The sequence below is a fragment of the Amycolatopsis sp. Hca4 genome (assembly GCF_013364075.1).
Classification (GTDB): domain Bacteria; phylum Actinomycetota; class Actinomycetes; order Mycobacteriales; family Pseudonocardiaceae; genus Amycolatopsis.
In genome coordinates this window covers 4,118,558-4,136,606 of the sequence record NZ_CP054925.1, presented here as the reverse complement: position 1 = coordinate 4,136,606, position 18,049 = coordinate 4,118,558, and the positions used below count along the sequence as shown (strand labels likewise).

The window sequence follows — 18,049 nt, the reverse complement described above, 5'->3', positions numbered from 1 at the left end:
TGACGCCGTGATCGTCGGATCACTGTCAGGAGGCTTCCGCGGCCGGCCCCTCGTCCGCATCGGGCACCGTCGGGTCGTCCGCGGTGCCCAGTGCGTTGCGCAGCCACTGCTCCACGCCCGCGACGTGCACGGTCGCCCACGAGCGGGCCAGCTCCGGCTCGCGCGCGGCGATGGCCTCGTAGATCGCCGTGTGCTGTTCGCGGGTCTTGGCGACCGCGCCCTCCTGGGTGAGGCCGCGCCAGATCCGGGCGCGGGCGGTCGGCCCGGAGAGGCTGTCGAGCAGCGAGCAGAGCACCGGGTTGCCGGAGCCGTCGGCGATCTTGCGGTGGAACTGCAGGTCGTTGGCCACCAGCGCCTCCACGGTCGGCGAGTCCTCCAGCTCGCTGAGCAGCGCGCCCAGCTCCGCGATGTCGTCGTCGCTCATGTGCAGCGCGGCCAGCGCGGTCGCGGCGGGCTCGAGGATCCGGCGCACGGCCAGGAAGTCGAGGACGGTGTCGTCGCGGTGGAAGTCGACGACGAAGGTCATCGCGTCGAGCAGCAGGTTGGGCTCGAGGCTGGTGACGTACGTGCCGTCGCCCTGGCGGACGTCGAGCACCCTGATCAGGCACAACGCCTTGACGGCCTCCCGCAGGGAACTGCGCGAGAGCCCGAGCCGCTGGGCCAGCTCGGCCTCCTTCGGCAGCCGGTCGCCGGGCGCCAGCTCGCCGGAGATGATCATGTCCTTGATCTTGTCGATCGCGACATCGGTGACGGGCATCGCGTCCGCCCTCCCTGCAACAGACCTCGGATGTTTCGGTGTTACTGCCCAGCGTGCCATGTCCCGGCGCCGGAGGGGCCATGACCCACCGGCGTAACGGTGCCGACCTGTTCCACGTCCTCGATGTCGACGACCACTCCGGCGGCGAAGCCGGTCCCGGACGGGTCGGGCGACCGCCGGTGAAGGAGTGACCGCATTGGAACTGTCCCTGTCCCCCCTGGGGCTCGGCTGCGCGCAGCTGGGCAACCTGTACCACGCGATCAGCGACGAGACGGCGGCCGCGACCGTCCGGCGCGCGTGGGAGGAGGGCGTCCGCTACTTCGACACCGCGCCGCACTACGGCCTCGGCCTGTCCGAGGCCCGGCTCGGCGCGGCGCTGCGGGCGTACCCGCGGGACGAGTACGTGCTGTCGACGAAGGTCGGCCGTGTGCTGGAACCGAACCCGGACGGTGCCGGCGCCCGCGACGACCAGGGCTTCGCCGTCCCGGCCGCCTACAAGCGCCGGTGGGACTTCAGCCGTGACGGCGTCCTGCGCTCCCTGGACGACAGCCTGACCCGGCTCGGGCTCGACCGCGTCGACATCGTCTACGTCCACGATCCCGACGACCACTTCGAGGAGGCGCTGTCGGGGGCGTTCCCGGCGTTGCGCGAGCTGCGGGAGCAGGGCGTGATCGGCGCGTTCGGGGCCGGGATGAACCAGGCGCCGATGCTGGCCGAGTTCGTCCGGCGCACCGACCTGGACGTCCTGCTGGTGGCCGGCCGCTACACGCTGCTCGACCAGCCCGCGCTGGACGAGCTGTTCCCGCTGTGTGCCGAGCGGGACGTCCGCGTGGTGGTCGGCGGCGCGTTCAACGGCGGCATCCTGGCGACCGCCGAACCCGGCCGCGTCTACGACTACGCCGAGGCGCCGGCGGAGCTGGTCGAGCGGGCCGGGCGGATCGCGGAGATCTGCGCGCGGTACGGCGTCGAGCTGCCGGAAGCCGCGCTGGCGCTGCCGATGGCGCATCCCACGGTGGCGTCGGTGGTCGTCGGCGCGCACGACCCGGACCAGGTCGCGGTCAACGCCCGGCGGGCGCGGACGGTGGTGCCGCCGTCGCTGTGGACCGAGCTGATCGACGCGGGCCTGCTGCGCGCCGACGTCGTCATCGCCGAAGGTGTCTCGTGATCGACGCGCACCACCACCTGTGGGATCCGGTGCGGCGCGAGTACCCGTGGCTGGCGGGGACGGCCATGGACCCGATCCGCCGCCCGTACACCGTCGACGACCTGCGCGCGGTGACCGAGGCGGCGGGAGTCCACGCGACGGTCCTGGTCCAGACGGTGTCCTCGGACGAGGAAACGGCGGAGTTCCTCGCGACCGCGGTCGCGGAGCCGGTGATCGCGGGCGTGGTCGGCTGGGCCGACCTGACGGCTCCGGACCTCGCGGACCGGCTGGCCGCCCTCGAGGGGCCCCTGGTGGGTCTCCGCCACCAGGTGGAGGGCGAGCCGGACGACGACTGGCTGCTGCGGCCGGCCGTGGTCGCCGGGTTGAGCACGGTCGCGGCCGCGGGCCTGGCGTTCGACCTGCTGGTCCGTCCCGCGCAACTGCCGGCCGCGGCCGAGCTGGCGCTGCGCCTGCCGGAGCTGCGCCTGGTCCTCGACCACGCGGCGAAGCCCCCGATCGCGACGGGGGAGTGGGAGCCGTGGGCGTCCGGCGTCGCCGCGCTGGCGGCGCGCGAGAACGTCGTGTGCAAGCTGTCCGGGCTGGTCACCGAAGCGGATTGGACGGGCTGGGAGGTCGGGCACCTGCGCCGGTACGTCGACCACGTGCTCGACGTCTTCGGCCCGGAGCGCCTGCTGTTCGGCTCGGACTGGCCGGTCTGCGAGCTGGCGGCGTCCTACGAGGTGGTGCTCGACGCGGCCGTCGCACTGACGGGGGCGCTGTCGGACGCCGAGCGGCTGGCCGTCTTCGAGCACAACGCCCGGGCGGTGTACGGGTTGGACGCGGGCGAGGCGGCCTACTCCAGGGGGTGAAAGAGGCCGCCCCGCCCGCCCGCGAAATGGTCTGTCAGAACTCGTCGTCGCGGATCATGCCGCGCAGGCGGGTCAGGGCGCGGTGCTGCGTGACGCGGACGTTGCCCGCGGAGATGCCGAGGGCCTCGGCGGTTTCGGTCGCCGAGAAGCCGACGGCGATGCGCAGGGTCAGGATCTCCTGCTGCACCCGGGGCAGGGCGGCGAGCAGCTTGCCGAGGCGGGCGCCGAGGTCGAGGTGCAGGGCGTGGCTCTCCGGCTCGTTGCCGGCGCTCAGCGGGTGCTCCGGGAGCTCGGGGACGGGCTCGGAGCGGTCGCGGGCGACGGCGCGGTAGGCGTCGGCGACCTTGTTGGCGGCGATCGCGTGGACCAGGTAGAGGAAGGAGCCGCCGCGGTCCTGGTAGTCGGGCAGGGCCTTGAGCACGGCCAGGCAGACTTCCTGGGCGACGTCGTCGGCCGACAGGTAGGACAGGTCGCGGCCGCCCATGCGCGCGCGGCAGTAGCGGACCACCACCGGCTCGATCATCTGCAGCAGCGAGTGGATCGCCGCCGGGTTGCCCTCGCCCGCGTCCTTCACGAGCGGGTCCAGGTCCTCCTTGGTGAGCCGTCCGCCCGGGCGGGGCAATGACTCTGGAGTGCGATAATCGCGGACGCTGGAAGCGGATTCTTCGGTGGTCCTCGGCGGTGCCGTCATGGTCGTCTCCCCGGCCGACCCTCGACCGTCGCTGCCGGGGGTTCAACACTCCGTAACTGATCCATCGCAGATGCTCCGATGGATCGGGGCGGATCTGCGGTCCGTGCGACGCAGGGTAATCGTAAGCACGTCCATGCGGGTCAGTCCAGATTTCAACCACCAATACCCCGTTAGCAGTATCGACCGTGATGTTCCCGCGACCCAGGCCCGCACATTGCGATTAATCGGTTTCAGGATGTGCGGAGTTCACTCGTCAGTGGAAGACGACCACGGAAGCGGCCGTCACAGTCACGGCGAGCGACGCGATCGCGGGCAGTACCCGGCTCGGCGGGGCCGGTTCGGCGACGCGCAAGGCCCGTTCGCGGCGTGTCCCGATGGCCGCGAGCAGGGCGGACGTCCCCGCGGCGAGCAAGACGGGGATCAGGGTGCCACCCCAATGGCGCTGGGCGGCGGAGTGCAGGAGCAGTACGGTGCAGGCGGCGGACGCCAGTGCGGTCCGCCGCCAGGCGAGCCCGGTGCGCTCGGCCTGGGCGCCCCCGGAGGTGGTCACGACCGGATCCCGGGTGGCCTGGCGGCAATTTTGACGTCACGATAATCGCGAACCGGCGGTATTCGCGTCCGGCCGGACCGGGTGCCGGGGTGCGGCCGTCCGGCTCGCCGGGAACGCCAGGTCGGCGGGGTGTTTTTCCCGGCCGTCACCGTCCGCTGCCTTCGGTGTCACTCACGAGGCCGCCAGCAGCACGGCCGCGGCGACGATGAGGGTCAGCAGGCCGCCGGTCAGCACTAGGATCATCCGGCTGGGCGGCAGGGGCTCGCCGGCCCGCATGGCGAGCTGCACCCGCCGCCACCGCGGGTACGCCGTCGCGGCGAGGACGCCGGCCAGCGCGACGCACAGCCCGGCGAGCACCGTGCTGACCGCGGTGGGCGAGGGCACCAGCTGGTGCACGGCCACGCCGCCGGCGAGCAGGCCGAGGGCCGTGCGGAGCCAGGCGAGGAAGGTGCGTTCGTTGGCCAGCGTGAAGCGGTAGTCGGGTTCGGTGCCGCCCGCCTGGGGTATGCGGTCGTCCCGCTCGATGTCGTCCGAGGCCACGTCCGCAGACGCTAGCCGGTGTGCGTGGCCGGGGCCGGTTCGGAGCGGTGCGCGAAGACCCACCAGCGCAGCACGGCGAACCGGACGAACCCGCCGACCAGGCTGGCCAGCAGCAGGGTGCCGGTCTCCTCCCACGACGTCGGCCGGTCGACGAAGGCGTCGAGCAGCGCGAGCACGGCCGAGCCGTAGAGCGCGTAGAAGGCGAAGGTGAGCAGGTCCTGCAGGTGCCGCTTCCCGGCGTGGCTGCGCCGCCCGGCGAAGGTGACGCGGCGGTGGAACTCGGTGTTGCCGACCGTGGTGAGCGCGATCGCGACCAGGTTCGCCACCTGGGAGCCGAGCTCGTCGTGCAGCAGGAGGAAGAGGGCGGCTTGGACGCCGGTGGTGACCACGCCGGCCACCACGTACCACGCCGCGTGGGTGCCGAGCTCGTGGTGGCGGTCCGGGTCGGTGGCGAGCAGCCGGTGCCCCGGTGCGCACCTGGTGGTGGCCATGATCCCAACCTACCCCGCATTCACAAACTTGTGAATGTGTTAAACCCGTTGAAGATTTGTGATCCCGGTGACACTGCCGGGTTTCGCCGCCGTGCCGCCCGGGGTAGGTCACCGGCGACTGTCGAAGAGTTGCCAAAGCGTCAGGAGGGCCAGTGAGTGACCGTGACTCGGCCGAACCGGAGAGCTTGAGTCCCAGCGAGGCGCTGGACGAGGACGAGCTGCGGGTGGATTCGCTCGAGGAGGGCATCGAACCGCCGGAGCACTGGAGTGCCGCCGACCGGTACGGCACGACGCCCCGCGAGATCCGCGAAGGCGAGCCGATGGAGATGCGCCTGGCCGAAGAGCTGCCGGACGCCGAGCCGGAGCCGGTCCCGGACCGGCCGCTGGCGGCCACCCCGGCGGCGGAGCTCGACGAGTCGATCGAGGACGCCCCGGCCGACTTCGAGCCGGTGGTCCCGGAGGACACGGTGCCCCGCCGGCACTCGAACCAGGGCCGCCGCGAGACGACGGACTACGCGGGCGAATCGGTGGCGGACGCCATCCGAGCGGCCCGCGAGGGCTGATCCGCTCAGACTGCACGTCCGTTCGGACGCCCCTAGCGTGGGGAAAACATCGGACCGCGACGAAGGGAAGGCCGAAAATGCTGACCGTGACCGAAGCCGCCGCCGAGGCGATCACCGCGCTGACGAGCCAGGGCGAGGGCGAAGCCGGACTCCGCTTGGCGGTCCAGAACGCCGACGGCGAGAGCGCCCAGCTGGCCCTGTCGGTGGCCCCCGAGCCGGCCGAGGGCGACAGCGTCCTGGGCGAGGCAGAGGGCCCGAAGGTGTTCCTCGAGCCCCAGGCGGCGGCGCTGCTGGACGACAAGGTCCTGGACGTCCAGGAGGACGAAGCGGGTGGGGTGGCGTTCGCGGTGCTGCCCCAGCACACAAGCTGACCGCGGCGGGCGGGCCTTTCGCTCCTCGGGTGCGAAAGGTCCGTTCGCATGCGGACGTGGTGTTTCAGGCGGCTTCCCGCACAGGCCCGCCGGCCCAGCGGACTGACGGTCCGTGGCCGGCGATGTCGGCCGCCGTTGCTCGCTCCGGCTCGCGATCGGGTTGCCGGTCCAGCCGACTGCCTCATGCCGACTGCCGATGCCGGGCTCCGCCGCCCGCTCCGGCTCGCGACCGGCCCCCGCCCAGCCCGCCCCCGCGAGCCGCTCCCGAACCCTCCCGACTACCCCTCCTTCCAGGTGCGAACCAGCTCCGCCGCCCGTTCCCGCAGCAACTCCGCCGCATGCAGCCGCGCGTGGTCCAGCGAAGGCGCGTGATCGATCAGCGCACTGCTCCCCACCACCCCCAACCGCGCCAGCCCGGCCGCGTCCAGCTGGATCCGGCCCGCCAACGCCAGCAGCGGCACCCCCCGCGGCCGCGCCCGGTCGGCGATCCCCGCCGGGGCCTTGCCGTTCAAGCTCTGCTCGTCCAGCGAGCCCTCTCCGGTGATCACGAGGTCCGCCCCGGTCAGCGCCGCGTCCACCCCGGTCAACTCCGCGATCAGATCGAACCCGGACTCCACCTTCGCCCCGAGCGCGATCGCCCCCGCGGCCACGCCGCCGCCGGCGCCTCCGCCCGGCACCCGCGTGACGTCCGGCGCGCCGCCCACCTGCAGCGCGTGCGCCCAGCGCCCGAGCCCTTCGTCGAGCAGCGCCACCTCCGACGGGCCCGCCCCCTTCTGCGGCCCGAACACCGCCGCCGCGCCGTCCGGGCCCAGCAGCGGGTTCGTCACGTCGGTCGCGACCGCCACCGGTACCCCGTCCAGCCGCTCCCGGGCCGGCGTCAGCTCCGTCGACGCCACCCGCGTCAGCGTCCCGCCGCCCAGGCCGACCGGCGCGCCGAACGCGTCCAGCACCCCCGCGCCCAGCGCCCCCAGCATCCCGGCCCCGCCGTCGGTGCTGGCCGTGCCGCCGACCGTGAGCACGAGCCGTTTTGCGCCGTGTATCAGCGCGTCCGCCAGCAGCTCGCCGACGCCCCAGGTGTGCGCCGCCAGCGCGGTGGCCGGCGACGGTTCGACGAACTCGATCCCGCACGCGCGCGCCGACTCGATGTACGCCGTGCCGTCCAGCACCGCGTACCGCGCCTGGACCTGCTCTTCGAGCGGCCCGCGCACCGACATCCGCACGATCCGCGCGCCCGCGGCTTCCAGCACGTCGAGGGTGCCCTCGCCGCCGTCGGCGACCGGGCAGGTGACGATGTCCGCGTCCGGCAGCGCATCGCGCACGCCGAGCGCGATCGCCTCCGCGGCCTGGACCGCGGTGAGACTGCCCTTGAACTTGTCGGGCGCGATGACGACACGGGTCACGGCTTCACCTCCGTCAGCGGGGGACGCCCGGCGAGCACCGCCGCGACGTTGCGCGCGGCCAGCACGGCCATCGCGGTGCGGGTCTCGACCGTCGCCGACCCCAGGTGCGGGCTCAGCACGACGTCGTCGCGGCCGAGCAGCCGCGGTTCGACCTCGGGTTCCTTCTCGAACACGTCGAGCGCGGCGCCGGCGATCTCTCCCGCCTCCAGTGCGTCGGCCAGCGCGGCTTCGTCGACGACCGGGCCGCGGGTCGTGTTCACCAGGTACGCGCCCGGTTTCATGGCGCGCAACGCGGCGGCGTCGATGAGGTGCCGCGTCTCCGGCGTCAGCGGGCAGTGCAGCGAGACGACGTCCGAACGCGCCAGCAGCTCCTCGAACGACACGTACTCGGCGTCTGTGTCCTTTTTGGACCGTCCGGAGTAGACGACGGACATCCCGAACGCCGAAGCCCGGCGAGCCATCGCCTGCCCGATCTGCCCGAACCCGACCACGCCCAGCGTCTTGCCCTGCAGCCCGGAGCCGAGCAGGAAGCCGAGGTGGAACGACCACGGCGTGCGCGAGCGCAGCAGCCGTTCGCCCTCGCCGAGCCGCCGCGTGACGGCGAGCAGCAGCCCGAAGGCGAGGTCGGCGGTCGCGTCGGTGAGCACCCCGGGCGTGTTGGTGACGACGATCCCGCGCGAGGCCAGCGCCGCCACGTCGACGTTGTCGTACCCGACGGCGACGTTCGCCACCACCTTCAGCTCCGGCCCGGCGGCGTCGGCCAGCGCGCCGTCCAGCCGGTCGTGCAGCATCCCGACGACCGCCGAGGCGCCGCCGACGAACTCGTGCAGTTCCGCAGGCGTCAGCGGACGATCGGCGGGGGAGACCTCCACGTCACCTGCTTCGGCGAGGAGCTTCACCGCGTCGTCGGGAATCCATCGGGTCACCGCGATCTTGGCCACGACGACAGCCTAAATCACCCCACCGACAATTCAGCCCACGCGCGTCAGCCGCACCACCGCGCTCGCATACCCGCTCCCCGGCCATGAGACGTCGAGCCCGTGGCTCAGCAACACCGCCCCGTGGTGCACGACGCCGTCCTGATCGCGGTACAGCCCGGCCGGATCCAGCCCCGCGAGCCGCGGCGGGGTGAACGGCCGCGCGAACTCCGTCGGCCGCCGCCAGAAGAAGACGACGACGGAATCGCCGAGCACGTACTGCACCGCGGTCAGCGCCGAGACCGCCGGATCCGCGAGCCGGTACAGCACGCCGTGCTGCACGACGGGCCGGATCTCCTTGTACAGCGCCACGAGCGACGCCGCTTCGGTGAGTTCGTCCGGCGTCCAGCGGGGCAGATCGCCGCCCAGGCCGAGCACGCCCGCCATCGCCACGTGGAACCGGAAGCTCAGCGGCGCCTCCCGCCCGGTGCCGGGGTTGGGACTGTCGGTGACCCAGGCCGACATCGTGCCCGCCGGGTAGAGCTGGCCGTAGCCGTGCTGGATGGTGATCCGGTCGGCGGCGTCGGTGTTGTCCGACGCCCAGATCTCGTCGGTCCGCGCCAGGATCCCGAGGTCGGTGCGGCCGCCGCCGCCCGCGCAGCCCTGGATCCGCAGGTCCGGGTGGTCGGCGCGCAGCCGGTCCAGTATCCCGTACACCGCCCGCACGTGGCCGACCCACAGGCGCTGCGCGTCCGGCCCCGCCTCGGGCCAGCCGGCCTCGGTGAACGCGCGGTTCATGTCCCACTTGAGGTAGTCGATGCCGTGCTCGCCGACGAGCCGGTCGAGCCACTTGTGCGCCCAGTCCGCGACGTCGGGCCGCGCGAAGTTCAGCACGAGCTGGTTCCGCAGCGTCGTCCGCGAGCGGTGCGCCATGTGCAGCACCCAGTCCGGGTGCGCGCGGTAGAGATCGCTGTCCGGGTTGACCATCTCCGGCTCGACCCACAGCCCGAACTGCATCCCGTGCGCGTGCACCGCGTCGGCCAGCGGCCTCAGCCCGCGTGGGAAGCGCTGCTCGTTGGCGATCCAGTCGCCGAGCCCGGCCGAGTCACCGGTGCGGGCACCGAACCAGCCGTCGTCCATGACGAACAGTTCCGCGCCCAGGCGGGCGGCCGCCGCGGCCAGGTCGGTCTCCGTCTTTTCGTCGACGTCCCAGCCGGTCGCCTCCCACGAGTTGTAGACGACCGGCCGCAGCTCACCCGGGTGCGGCTGGACGAACTCGCGGACGTAGGCGTGCCACCGCCGGCTGGTACCCCCGAAGCCGTCGGCCGCGTAGAGCCCGGCGAACACCGGCGTCTCCCACGTTTCGCCCGGCTGCAGCCGCCAGGTGACGTGCTCGTGGCCGAACCCGCCGGTCCACGTGACGCGGCCGGTGTGCGTGCGCTCCACGGTGATCCGCCAGCTCCCGCTCCACGCCAGCGCACTGCTCCACACCTCGCCGCCGGTCTCCGTCGCGTCGCCCGCGTCGAGCATCACCCACGGGTTGACCTGGTGGCTGGAGGCGCCGCGCCGGCTGGTGAGCGTGGTTTCCCCGACCGGCAGCGGTTCGCGCAGCAGGCCGTACTCGGCGCTCCACGCGCCGGACGTCCGGCTCAGCCGCGCGCCCTCGCGCCGCGGCAGCGTCCACGACGCGGAATCGGTGCGCAGCAAGGCGATGGGCTCTCCGGAACCGGTGTGCCGCAGCGACGTCCAGCGCTCGACGACGTCACCGCGGACGCGGTAGTGCAGGGACAACTCGAGCGGGTAGTGCCGGTCTGAGAGCCGTACGACGAGTGCGTCGCCTTCGAGCGCGAAGCCGTCGTAGCGCCACTCGAGCGCCGAAGTGCCGTCGGCGTAACGCACGGCCAGCGCCGCGACGCCGAAGAAGGCGCCTCCCTCGGCGGGGAGCTCCTGCCGCTCGTCACCGGGCTCGTCGAAGCTGCTGTCGGCCGGGTTGCGGCGCGCGGCGACCTGCGCGGCCTGCTCCAGGGTCAGCGGCGGGCCCCAGTGGACGTGCCGCGGGCGGTCGTCGGCGTCCAGCCGGAAGGCGTACGAGCTTTCGGGGGTGCGCAGCAGCCAGAGCCGGCGCGCGGGGTCGTGTTCGACGAGCGGCATGCCCGACAGCGTAGAGCTGAGCTGCGGAAAAATAAATTCTTGACGAAGTTAATTAAATCTCCCTAGTCTTCCGGCCATGCCTCGCAGTGCACCGGCAAGGGCGCCGATCACCAGTCCCGCGGCCGCGACCGTGTTCACCACGGTCCTGACCGAGGGGCCGGTTTCGCGCGTCGACGTCGCCCGCCGCACCGGGCTCTCCTCCGCCGCGGTGACCAAGGCGGCCCGGCCCTTCATCGAGGCCGGCTACCTCGAAGAACTCGCCTCCGGAGGCCGCACCGCGCCCGGGGCGGGCCGCCCGGCGAACCCCCTCGCGATCCGGCCGGACCGCGAGTACTTCGTCGGCGTCAAGATCACCGGGGACGACCTGATCGGCGTGGTCACCGACCTGCGCGCCGACGTCCGGGCCAGCGCCCACCACGCCTTGACGAGCCACGACGTCGGCCACGTCGTCCGCGCGCTGGCCGACCTCGTCGGCGAGCTGCTGACCGGGGACCTCCGCGAGCGCGCCTACTGCCTGGGCGTCGCGGTGTCCGGCGACGTCGACCGCGCGTCCGGCGTCGTCCGCTACTCGCCGTTCCTCGGCTGGCGGGACGTGCCCCTGGCGTCCCTGCTGGAAGACGCCACCGGGCTCACGGCCACTTTGGAGAACGACGTCAAGGCCCTCGCCGTCGCCGAGCAGTGGTTCGGCGAGGGCGTCGGCGCGTCGTCGTTCGCGCTGGTCACGGTGGGAACCGGGATCGGGAGTGCGCTGGTGGTCAACGGCGGCCTGGTCCGCGGCGCGCACGGCGTCGCGGGCGAGATCGGGCACGTCCCGGTCGCCGACGGCGGGCCGCCGTGCCACTGCGGCGGCCAGGGCTGCGTCGAGGCGATCGCGTCCACCGCCGCGATCCTGACCCGGGCGCGGCAGGTCACCGGCGAACCCGGGCTGTCGATGGACGACGCCGTGGCGCGCGCCCGCGGCGGCGATGAACCGCTGAGGGAGGTCTTCGCCGCCGCCGGCCACGCGATCGGACTGGGGCTGGCCGCGCTGGTCAACCTGTTCGGCCCGGAACGAGTGGTCGTCTCGGGAGAGGGCGTCGCCACCTACGACCTGTTCGAGGAGCAGATCCGCCGGACCTTCGCGGCCCAGGCGTTCGGCAGCGCCGCGCGGTGCGGCCTGGTCATCCGGCCGCTGCCGTTCGAGGAGTGGGCCCGCGGCGCCGCCGCGGTCGCCGTCCAGAGCCTGTTCGTGTCCGACACCGTTTGAGGAGAGTTGCCGTGAGCCCCATGAATCGTCGAAGCTTCCTGGTCGGTTCCGTTCTCTTTGCCGGGGGAGCGGCCCTTGCGGGCTGCACTTCGGACCCGTTGAACAAGAATGCCGCTTCGGGCGCCAAGGTCACGCTCCAGCAGTGGTACCACGCGTACGGCGAATCCGGGACCCAGCAAGCGGTCCAGCGGTACGCGCAGGAGTTCACCAAGGCCAACCCGGACATCGCGGTCAACGTCAGCTGGATCGCCGGCGACTACGAAACCAAGCTCAACTCGGCGATGCTCACCGCGCAGGCGCCCGACCTGTTCGAGCTGGGTGACTTCCGGTACCAGAACGTCAAGAACGGCCTGCTCGCGCCGCTTGACGACGTTGTCGGCCCGGTCAAGGCCGACTTCAGCCCGGCCGCGCTGGACACCGTGACCGTCGACGGCAAGGTCTACGGCGTCAAGATGATCGACGACGTCATGATGCTGTACTACCGCAAAAGCGCCCTGCAGGCGGCGGGCGTCCACCCGCCGCAGACGTTCGCCGAGCTGCTCGAAGCGACGCGGAAGCTGAACAACGGCAAGCAGAAGGGCCTGTACGTCGGCACCGACGGCGTCGGCGAAGCGGCGACCCTCCTGCTCTGGTCGTCCGGCGCCGACTTCTTCGACGCCAGCGGCAAGAAAGTCGCCTTCGCCTCGCCCGAAGCCGTCGCCGCGATCGGCGGGCTCAAGCAGCTGCACGACACCCGCGGCCTGCTCCAGGGCTACCCGACCGACTGGTCCGACCCGGGCGCGTTCGCGAACGGCGCCACGGCCATGCAGTGGGGCGGGCTGTGGTCGCTGCCGGACGTCAAGAAGGCCCTGGGCGACGACTTCGGCGTCGTCGCGTGGCCGAAGTTCGGCGACACGGGCAAGCAGGTGGCGCGCGTCGGCGGCTGGTACCAGCTGGCCAACGCCAAGTCCCCGAACCTGGACGCGGTCAAGAAGTACATCGACTGGCTGTGGATCAAGAACGCCGACCTGCAGAAGGACTGGTGCGTCGAGTACGGCTTCCACATCCCGGCCCGCAAGGAGGTCGCGGCGCGGACGACCGAGTTCTCCAGCGGGCCCGCGAAGGACGCCGTGGCGATCTCGCAGCAGTTCGGCAAGTCCTACTCGGGGCTGTGGAACAAGGCGTCGGCGACGCTGTTCCTGCAGGCGGCGACGAAGATCGCGAACGGGAAGGCCGACCCGGCCGCCGAACTCGGCGACGCGGCGCAGAAGGCGCAGGCCGAAGTCGACAAGCAGCTGGCATGAGGCATCGCGACTGGCGGGCGATCGGCGCGTTCGCGGTGCTCACCGGACCGGTGGTGCTCGGGCTCGGGCTGTTCAAGTACGTCGCCATCGCGTGGAGCTTCCTGCTCAGCTTCAACGACGCCCGCGGCACCATCACGCTCGGGAACTGGATCGGCTTCGGCAACTACGCGTTCCTGCTGGGCGACGACGCGTTCCTGACATCGTTGACGACGATCGCGGTCTTCACCGTCTTCATCGTGCCGATCACCTTCGTGGCGTCGCTCGGGCTGGCGGTGCTGATCAACAGCATCAAGCGCGGCAAGGCGTTCTTCCGGACCGTGTTCCTCATCCCGGCCGCGGTGTCGTACGTCGTCGCGGCCCTGGTGTGGAAGATGGCGCTGTTCAACGGCCTGCCGTCCGGGGTCGCGAACGTCGTCGGCGGCCTGTTCGGCGCCGACCCGGTGCCGTGGCTGTCGACGACGAGCCCGCCGGTGTACTGGGTCGCGGTGGTGACGCTGCGGCTGTGGCTGCAGGTCGGGCTGTACATGATCCTGTTCCTGGCCGGGCTGCAGGCGATCCCGCCGTCGCTGTACGAAGCCGGCGAGCTGGACGGCACGTCGAAGTGGCAGGCGTTCCGCTACATCACGCTGCCGCAGTTGCGGAACACGTCGGTGGCGGTGCTGCTGCTGATCCTCATCGCGGCGTTCCAGGCGTTCGACGAGTTCTACAACCTGTTCGGCACCGGGCTCTCCGGAACGGCGACCGCACCGGTGAAGCCGCCGCTCGTCTACCTGTACGACTCGGCGCTCGGCGACCAGAACTACGGCGTCGGCTCGGCGGGCGCGTTCCTGCTGACGGTGATCATCGTCGCGATCACCCTGCTGCAGGGCCGGTTCGTCGGCTTCGGGAAGAAGGACTGATGGCCGTTCTCCCGCTTTCCCGGAAGACGCCGAAGTACGTCCTCGCGTCCGTGCTCGCGGTGATCTTCCTGCTGCCGTTCTACATCATGCTGCGCAATGCGCTGATGACGCGGCAGCAGGTCGGCTCGCCGGACTGGTCGTGGCTGCCCGATCCGCTGTCGTGGGTCAACTTCGGCGACCTGTTCGCCGACGCGTCGGTGCCGATGGCGCACTCGTTGTGGAACTCGTTCCTGGTCGCGGTCGTCACCGCGCCGGTCGGGACGCTGTTCGGCTCGATGGCGGGGTACGCGCTGGCCCGGATCCCCGTCCCCGGGCGGCGGTTCGTCTTCACCTACGTGCTGGTCACGCTGATGATCCCGCAGTCGGTGACGTTCGTGCCGACCTTCGTGGTCGTCGGCTCGATGGGTGGCGTCAACACCGAGTGGGGGATCATCGCGCCGAACCTGTTCAGCGCGTTCACGGTGATCCTGTTCCGCAACTTCTACCTGCGGTTCCCGGCCGGGATCGAGGAGGCGGGGCGGCTCGACGGCCTCGGCTACCTCGGCGTCTACCGGCGGCTGGTGCTGCCGAACTCGGGCAGCATGATCGCCTCGCTCGGGGCGTTGATGTTCATCGAAAGCTGGAACGCGTTCCTGTGGCCACTGGTGATCGGGCAGGACCCGTCGTCGTGGACCGCGCAGATCGCCCTTTCGACGTTCCTGACCGCGCAGTCGGTCAACCTGCCGGCGCTGTTCGCCGGCGCTCTGGTCACCATCGCGCCGCTGGTCGCGATGTTCCTGGTCGCCCAGCGGTTCATCGTCCGCGGGATCGCGGCGAGCGGGCTCAAGGAGTAGGTCCCCTACCGAGGAGTGTTCGATGAAGCGCCTCCTTTCCGTTTTCCTGACCGTGCTCGGGTTTTTCTCCCTGGTCGTTCCCGCGGCTGACGCGCGGACGCCGTTCGTCCGGCCGTTCATGGGCTGGAGCAGCTGGAGCCTCGAGTCGTCGACCCGCGCGGGGTACGGCACTTCGTGGCTCAACGAGTCGCACATCCGTGACGCGGCTTCGGCGATGGCTTCGAAGCTCGAGTCCGCCGGTTACACCTACGTCAACATCGATTCCGGCTGGAACGCCTCGCAGTCCTGGGTCTTCCACACCGACGTCAACGGCATCCCGGACCCCGATCCGTCGCGGTTCCCGTCCGGGATCCCGGCGCTAGCTTCGTACGTGCACTCGCTCGGGCTGAAGCTGGGCCTGTACGCGGTGACCGGGCTGGAGAAGGAGGTCTACGACAAGAACGCGCCCATCCTCGGGACGTCCTGCCGCGCGCAGGACATCGCCTACCGGCCGCTGACGCCGTCGAACGGCTGGGGCGGGAACTGGAAGGTCGACTTCGCGAACCCGTGCGCGCAGAAGTACTACGACTCGATCGTGGCGCGGTTCGCGTCCTGGGGCGTCGACTTCGTCAAGGTCGACGGGACGACCGCGGACAACGTGGCCGACATCGCCGCCTGGTCCGCGGCGATCGACCACGCGCGGCGGCCGATGTGGCTGACGGCGAGCGCGTGGCCGGTGCCGCGGTCCATCGGCTCTTCCCTGGCCCCGTACGCGAACGGCGTGCGCGTCGACACGGACGTCGAGTGCTACTGCGAGACGGTGTCCTCTTGGGACAGCTCGGTGAAGGCGCGGTGGGCGGACCTGCCGGGCTGGCTGGGCGTGTTCGGGCCGCAGTACCGGCCGGACCTGGACTCGATGCCGATCAGCAACAACACCGGCAGCGGCATCCAGGACGGGCTCTCCGATGTCGAGCGGCAGAGCGTGATGACGTTCTGGTCCATGGCTTCTTCGCCGCTGTACGTCGGCGGGGACATCTACTTCCTGGACGCCTCCGCGGTGTCGATCCTGACGAACCCCGAGGTCATCGCGGTCGACCACGCCGGCTCGTACCCGACGCGCGTGACCGGCGGCGACCACCAGGTGTGGAAGAAGCGCGCGCCGGACGGCCGGTGGTACGCGGCGGTCTACAACCTGGGTGCCACTCCGGCGGACATCCCGGTCGACCTGGGGATCCCGGGCGCGCGGCCGGTGCGTGACCTCGTCGCGCGCCAGGACCTCGGGCGGTTCCGGGGTGCGTGGACGGCCACCGCCGTGCCGCCGCACGGCTCGCGGTTGATCAGGATCGGCTGACGGTCCCTTCCACCTGCGTACGTCATCCATTGGGTGGAAGACGTCTGGTCGGGCCTCCGGCCGCCGTGCTATGTTCGGTTGCAGAACGAGTGTGCGTGATGCGAACGGATGCGGAGGGCGGGATGGCGGAGCTGCTGTCGCTGGAGGAGGCCGTGGCCCGGCTGGTGCACGACGGCGACACCGTCGCGCTCGAAGGGTTCACACACCTCATCCCGGTCGCGGCCGGGCAGGAGATCATCCGGCAGCGCCGGCGTGACCTCACGCTGGTGCGGATGACCCCGGACATCGTCTACGACCAGCTGATCGGCGCCGGCTGCGCGCGGAAGCTGATCTTCTCCTGGGGCGGCAACCCCGGGGTCGGCTCGCTGCACCGCTTCCGCGACGCCGTCCAGCACCACTGGCCGGTGCCACTGGAGATCGAAGAACACAGCCACGCCGGCATGGCGAACCGGTACGTCGCCGGCGCGTCCGGCCTGCCGTTCGCGGTGCTGCGCGGCTACACGGGCACCGACCTCCCGGCGCAGACGGCCACGATCAAGCCGATCACCTGCCCGTTCACCGGCGAGCAGCTGACGGCGGTGCCGGCGCTGAACCCGGACGTCTCGATCGTCCACGCCCAGCGGGCCGACCGGGCCGGCAACGTGCAGATGTGGGGGATCACCGGCGTCCAGAAGGAAGCGGTGCTGGCGGCGAAGCGGTCCTTGGTGACGGTCGAGGAGATCGTGGACGAGCTGGAGCCCCGTCCGGGCGCGGTCGTGCTCCCGGCCTGGGTGGTCACCGCGGTGGCCGAGGTCCCCGGCGGCGCGAAGCCGTCGTACGCGGCGGGGTACTACGAGCGGGACAACGCGGCGTACCAGGCGTGGGACGAGATCGGGCGCGACCGCGAGGAGTTCACGAAGTGGCTGAACGAGCTGACCGGGGTGAAGGCATGAGCGCGGAGTACACGGCCGACGAGATGATGAGCGTGGCGGCGGCCCGCGCCCTCGGCGACGGCATGTCCTGCTTCGTCGGCATCGGCCTCCCGAGCAAGGCGGCGAACCTCGCCCGCCGGGCGCACGCGCCGAACCTGACCCTGATCTACGAATCCGGCTGCCTCGGCGCCAAGCCGTCCCGCCTGCCCCTGTCGATCGGCGACGGCGAGCTGGCCGACACGGCGGACGCGGTGATCAGCGTGCCGGAGGTGTTCAACTACTGGCTCCAGCCGGGCCGCATCGACGTGGGCTTCCTGGGAGCGGCCCAGCTCGACAAGTTCGGCAACATCAACACGACGGTGATCGGCTCGGACTACCACGACCCGAAGGTCCGCCTCCCGGGCGCGGGCGGAGCCCCCGAGATCGCCGCCTCCTGCGGCGAGGTGTTCATCGTGCTCCGGCAGAACCCCCGCGCGTTCGTGGAGAAGGTCGACTTCGTGACGTCATTCGGCCACGGAACGGGCAAGGGCGACCGAGAGCGCCTCGGCCTCCGAGGCCGCGGCCCGACGCTGGTGGTGACTGATCTGGGTCTCCTCCGCCCCGACCCGGAGACGGCCGAGCTGACCTTGACCGAGCTGCACCCGGGCGTGGACCTCGAGAGCGCCATCGCGGCCACGGGCTGGAGCTTGAAGGTGTCCGACAGCCTGTCGACGACCCCGGCCCCGACGGACCGAGAGCTGACGGTCCTCCGCGACCTGGAGAAGGCAAGCGCATGACAACGCGGCCGGCCGCAGCCATGGCAGGGTGAGCCGATGACCACCACCCAGGCCCAACGCCGGCGGGCCGCCGCCACAAGCGGCGCCTTCCCCTGCACCGACCAGCCTGCCGCCCCGGAAGGTGAGCGCATGATCAACCCCGCTCCCACCGCCGGCACCCGATGCGGGGCTGGCCCCGCGCCCCGGAGCGCCCCGGTACCTGCCGCTGGGCTGGTGATTTCACCGCCCGCCGGTGTCCCGAGGGCCGCAGGTTCGGTCGGCTCGGCGGTACTCACCGCGCCCCGAACCGCTCCGGCGACCCCCACTCGACCACCCCGCCGACCCGGA

The 18,049-nt window shown here is 71.7% G+C and carries 19 protein-coding genes; 11 read left to right on the top strand and 8 right to left on the bottom strand.

What is annotated here, in order from left to right; all coding sequences use genetic code 11:
• Positions 1-25: 25 nt before the first annotated feature.
• Entirely contained in the window at positions 26-757 is a 732-nt protein-coding gene (locus tag HUT10_RS17960; RefSeq protein ID WP_176172274.1) for a FadR/GntR family transcriptional regulator, read from the bottom strand.
• A 196-nt stretch (positions 758-953) separates the two neighbouring features.
• Between HUT10_RS17960 and HUT10_RS17955 the strand changes: the two genes are divergently transcribed.
• Both HUT10_RS17955 and HUT10_RS17950 read left to right on the top strand, forming a co-directional pair.
• Positions 954-1,922, top strand: a complete 969-nt coding sequence (locus tag HUT10_RS17955; RefSeq protein WP_176177879.1) for an aldo/keto reductase — start codon at positions 954-956, stop codon at positions 1,920-1,922.
• Positions 1,919-2,770 carry an amidohydrolase gene (locus HUT10_RS17950; RefSeq protein ID WP_176172273.1) on the top strand — a complete coding sequence of 284 codons (852 nt, stop codon included), beginning with the start codon at positions 1,919-1,921 and terminating at the stop codon, positions 2,768-2,770. The genes HUT10_RS17955 and HUT10_RS17950 overlap by 4 nt, the downstream gene beginning before the upstream one ends.
• 34 nt (positions 2,771-2,804) lie before the next feature.
• Here HUT10_RS17950 and shbA read toward each other — a convergent pair whose 3' ends face one another.
• From shbA to HUT10_RS17930, 4 genes are all read right to left on the bottom strand, one after another.
• Positions 2,805-3,392 carry an RNA polymerase sigma factor ShbA gene (gene shbA, locus HUT10_RS17945; RefSeq protein WP_176172272.1) on the bottom strand — a complete coding sequence of 196 codons (588 nt, stop codon included), beginning with the start codon at positions 3,390-3,392 and terminating at the stop codon, positions 2,805-2,807.
• Between the two features lie 322 nt (positions 3,393-3,714).
• Positions 3,715-4,011 carry a DUF202 domain-containing protein gene (locus tag HUT10_RS17940; RefSeq protein WP_176172271.1) on the bottom strand — a complete coding sequence of 99 codons (297 nt, stop codon included), beginning with the start codon at positions 4,009-4,011 and terminating at the stop codon, positions 3,715-3,717.
• Positions 4,012-4,182: 171 nt separating this feature from the next.
• Positions 4,183-4,551, bottom strand: a complete 369-nt coding sequence (locus HUT10_RS17935) for a YidH family protein (protein ID WP_176172270.1) — start codon at positions 4,549-4,551, stop codon at positions 4,183-4,185.
• A gap of 11 nt (positions 4,552-4,562) precedes the next feature.
• Positions 4,563-5,042 (bottom strand): GtrA family protein, encoded by a 480-nt coding sequence (locus tag HUT10_RS17930; protein WP_176172269.1) that lies wholly within the window; start codon positions 5,040-5,042, stop codon positions 4,563-4,565.
• 152 nt (positions 5,043-5,194) lie between these two features.
• On the opposite strand from HUT10_RS17930, the gene HUT10_RS17925 reads away from it, so the two are divergent.
• Entirely contained in the window at positions 5,195-5,605 is a 411-nt protein-coding gene (locus HUT10_RS17925; RefSeq protein ID WP_176172268.1) for a hypothetical protein, read from the top strand.
• Between the two features lie 77 nt (positions 5,606-5,682).
• Positions 5,683-5,976 carry an iron-sulfur cluster biosynthesis family protein gene (locus HUT10_RS17920; protein WP_176172267.1) on the top strand — a complete coding sequence of 98 codons (294 nt, stop codon included), beginning with the start codon at positions 5,683-5,685 and terminating at the stop codon, positions 5,974-5,976.
• Between the two features lie 278 nt (positions 5,977-6,254).
• Here HUT10_RS17920 and HUT10_RS17915 read toward each other — a convergent pair whose 3' ends face one another.
• Genes HUT10_RS17915 through HUT10_RS17905 form a run of 3 tightly spaced genes read right to left on the bottom strand, consistent with a single transcriptional unit; the run spans position 6,255 to position 10,444 of the window.
• Positions 6,255-7,376 (bottom strand): glycerate kinase, encoded by a 1,122-nt coding sequence (locus HUT10_RS17915; protein ID WP_176172266.1) that lies wholly within the window; start codon positions 7,374-7,376, stop codon positions 6,255-6,257.
• On the bottom strand, positions 7,373-8,317 hold the full coding sequence (locus HUT10_RS17910; RefSeq protein ID WP_176172265.1) for a D-glycerate dehydrogenase: 945 nt from the start codon (positions 8,315-8,317) through the stop codon (positions 7,373-7,375). Before HUT10_RS17910 ends, HUT10_RS17915 begins: the two co-directional genes overlap by 4 nt.
• Before the next feature lie 30 nt (positions 8,318-8,347).
• Positions 8,348-10,444 carry an alpha-galactosidase gene (locus HUT10_RS17905; protein WP_176172264.1) on the bottom strand — a complete coding sequence of 699 codons (2,097 nt, stop codon included), beginning with the start codon at positions 10,442-10,444 and terminating at the stop codon, positions 8,348-8,350.
• A 76-nt stretch (positions 10,445-10,520) separates the two neighbouring features.
• On the opposite strand from HUT10_RS17905, the gene HUT10_RS17900 reads away from it, so the two are divergent.
• The 7 genes from HUT10_RS17900 (at position 10,521) to HUT10_RS17870 (ending at position 17,722) form a co-directional block, all read left to right on the top strand.
• Positions 10,521-11,690, top strand: coding sequence for an ROK family protein (locus tag HUT10_RS17900; RefSeq protein WP_254896917.1), 1,170 nt, complete (start codon positions 10,521-10,523; stop codon positions 11,688-11,690).
• Positions 11,691-11,788: 98 nt separating this feature from the next.
• Complete coding sequence (locus HUT10_RS17895) at positions 11,789-12,973, top strand: ABC transporter substrate-binding protein (protein ID WP_254896916.1); 1,185 nt, start codon at positions 11,789-11,791, stop codon at positions 12,971-12,973.
• On the top strand, positions 12,970-13,872 hold the full coding sequence (locus HUT10_RS17890; RefSeq protein WP_176172263.1) for a carbohydrate ABC transporter permease: 903 nt from the start codon (positions 12,970-12,972) through the stop codon (positions 13,870-13,872). Before HUT10_RS17895 ends, HUT10_RS17890 begins: the two co-directional genes overlap by 4 nt.
• On the top strand, positions 13,872-14,705 hold the full coding sequence (locus HUT10_RS17885) for a carbohydrate ABC transporter permease (RefSeq protein ID WP_176172262.1): 834 nt from the start codon (positions 13,872-13,874) through the stop codon (positions 14,703-14,705). The genes HUT10_RS17890 and HUT10_RS17885 overlap by 1 nt, the downstream gene beginning before the upstream one ends.
• A 22-nt stretch (positions 14,706-14,727) precedes the next feature.
• On the top strand, positions 14,728-16,035 hold the full coding sequence (locus HUT10_RS17880) for a glycoside hydrolase family 27 protein (RefSeq protein ID WP_254896915.1): 1,308 nt from the start codon (positions 14,728-14,730) through the stop codon (positions 16,033-16,035).
• Positions 16,036-16,157: 122 nt separating this feature from the next.
• The gene (locus tag HUT10_RS17875; protein ID WP_176177876.1) at positions 16,158-16,967 is read left to right on the top strand and encodes a CoA transferase subunit A; all 810 of its coding nucleotides are present in this window, start codon (positions 16,158-16,160) and stop codon (positions 16,965-16,967) included.
• Entirely contained in the window at positions 16,964-17,722 is a 759-nt protein-coding gene (locus HUT10_RS17870; protein WP_176172261.1) for a CoA-transferase subunit beta, read from the top strand. Before HUT10_RS17875 ends, HUT10_RS17870 begins: the two co-directional genes overlap by 4 nt.
• Positions 17,723-18,049 lie beyond the last annotated feature (327 nt).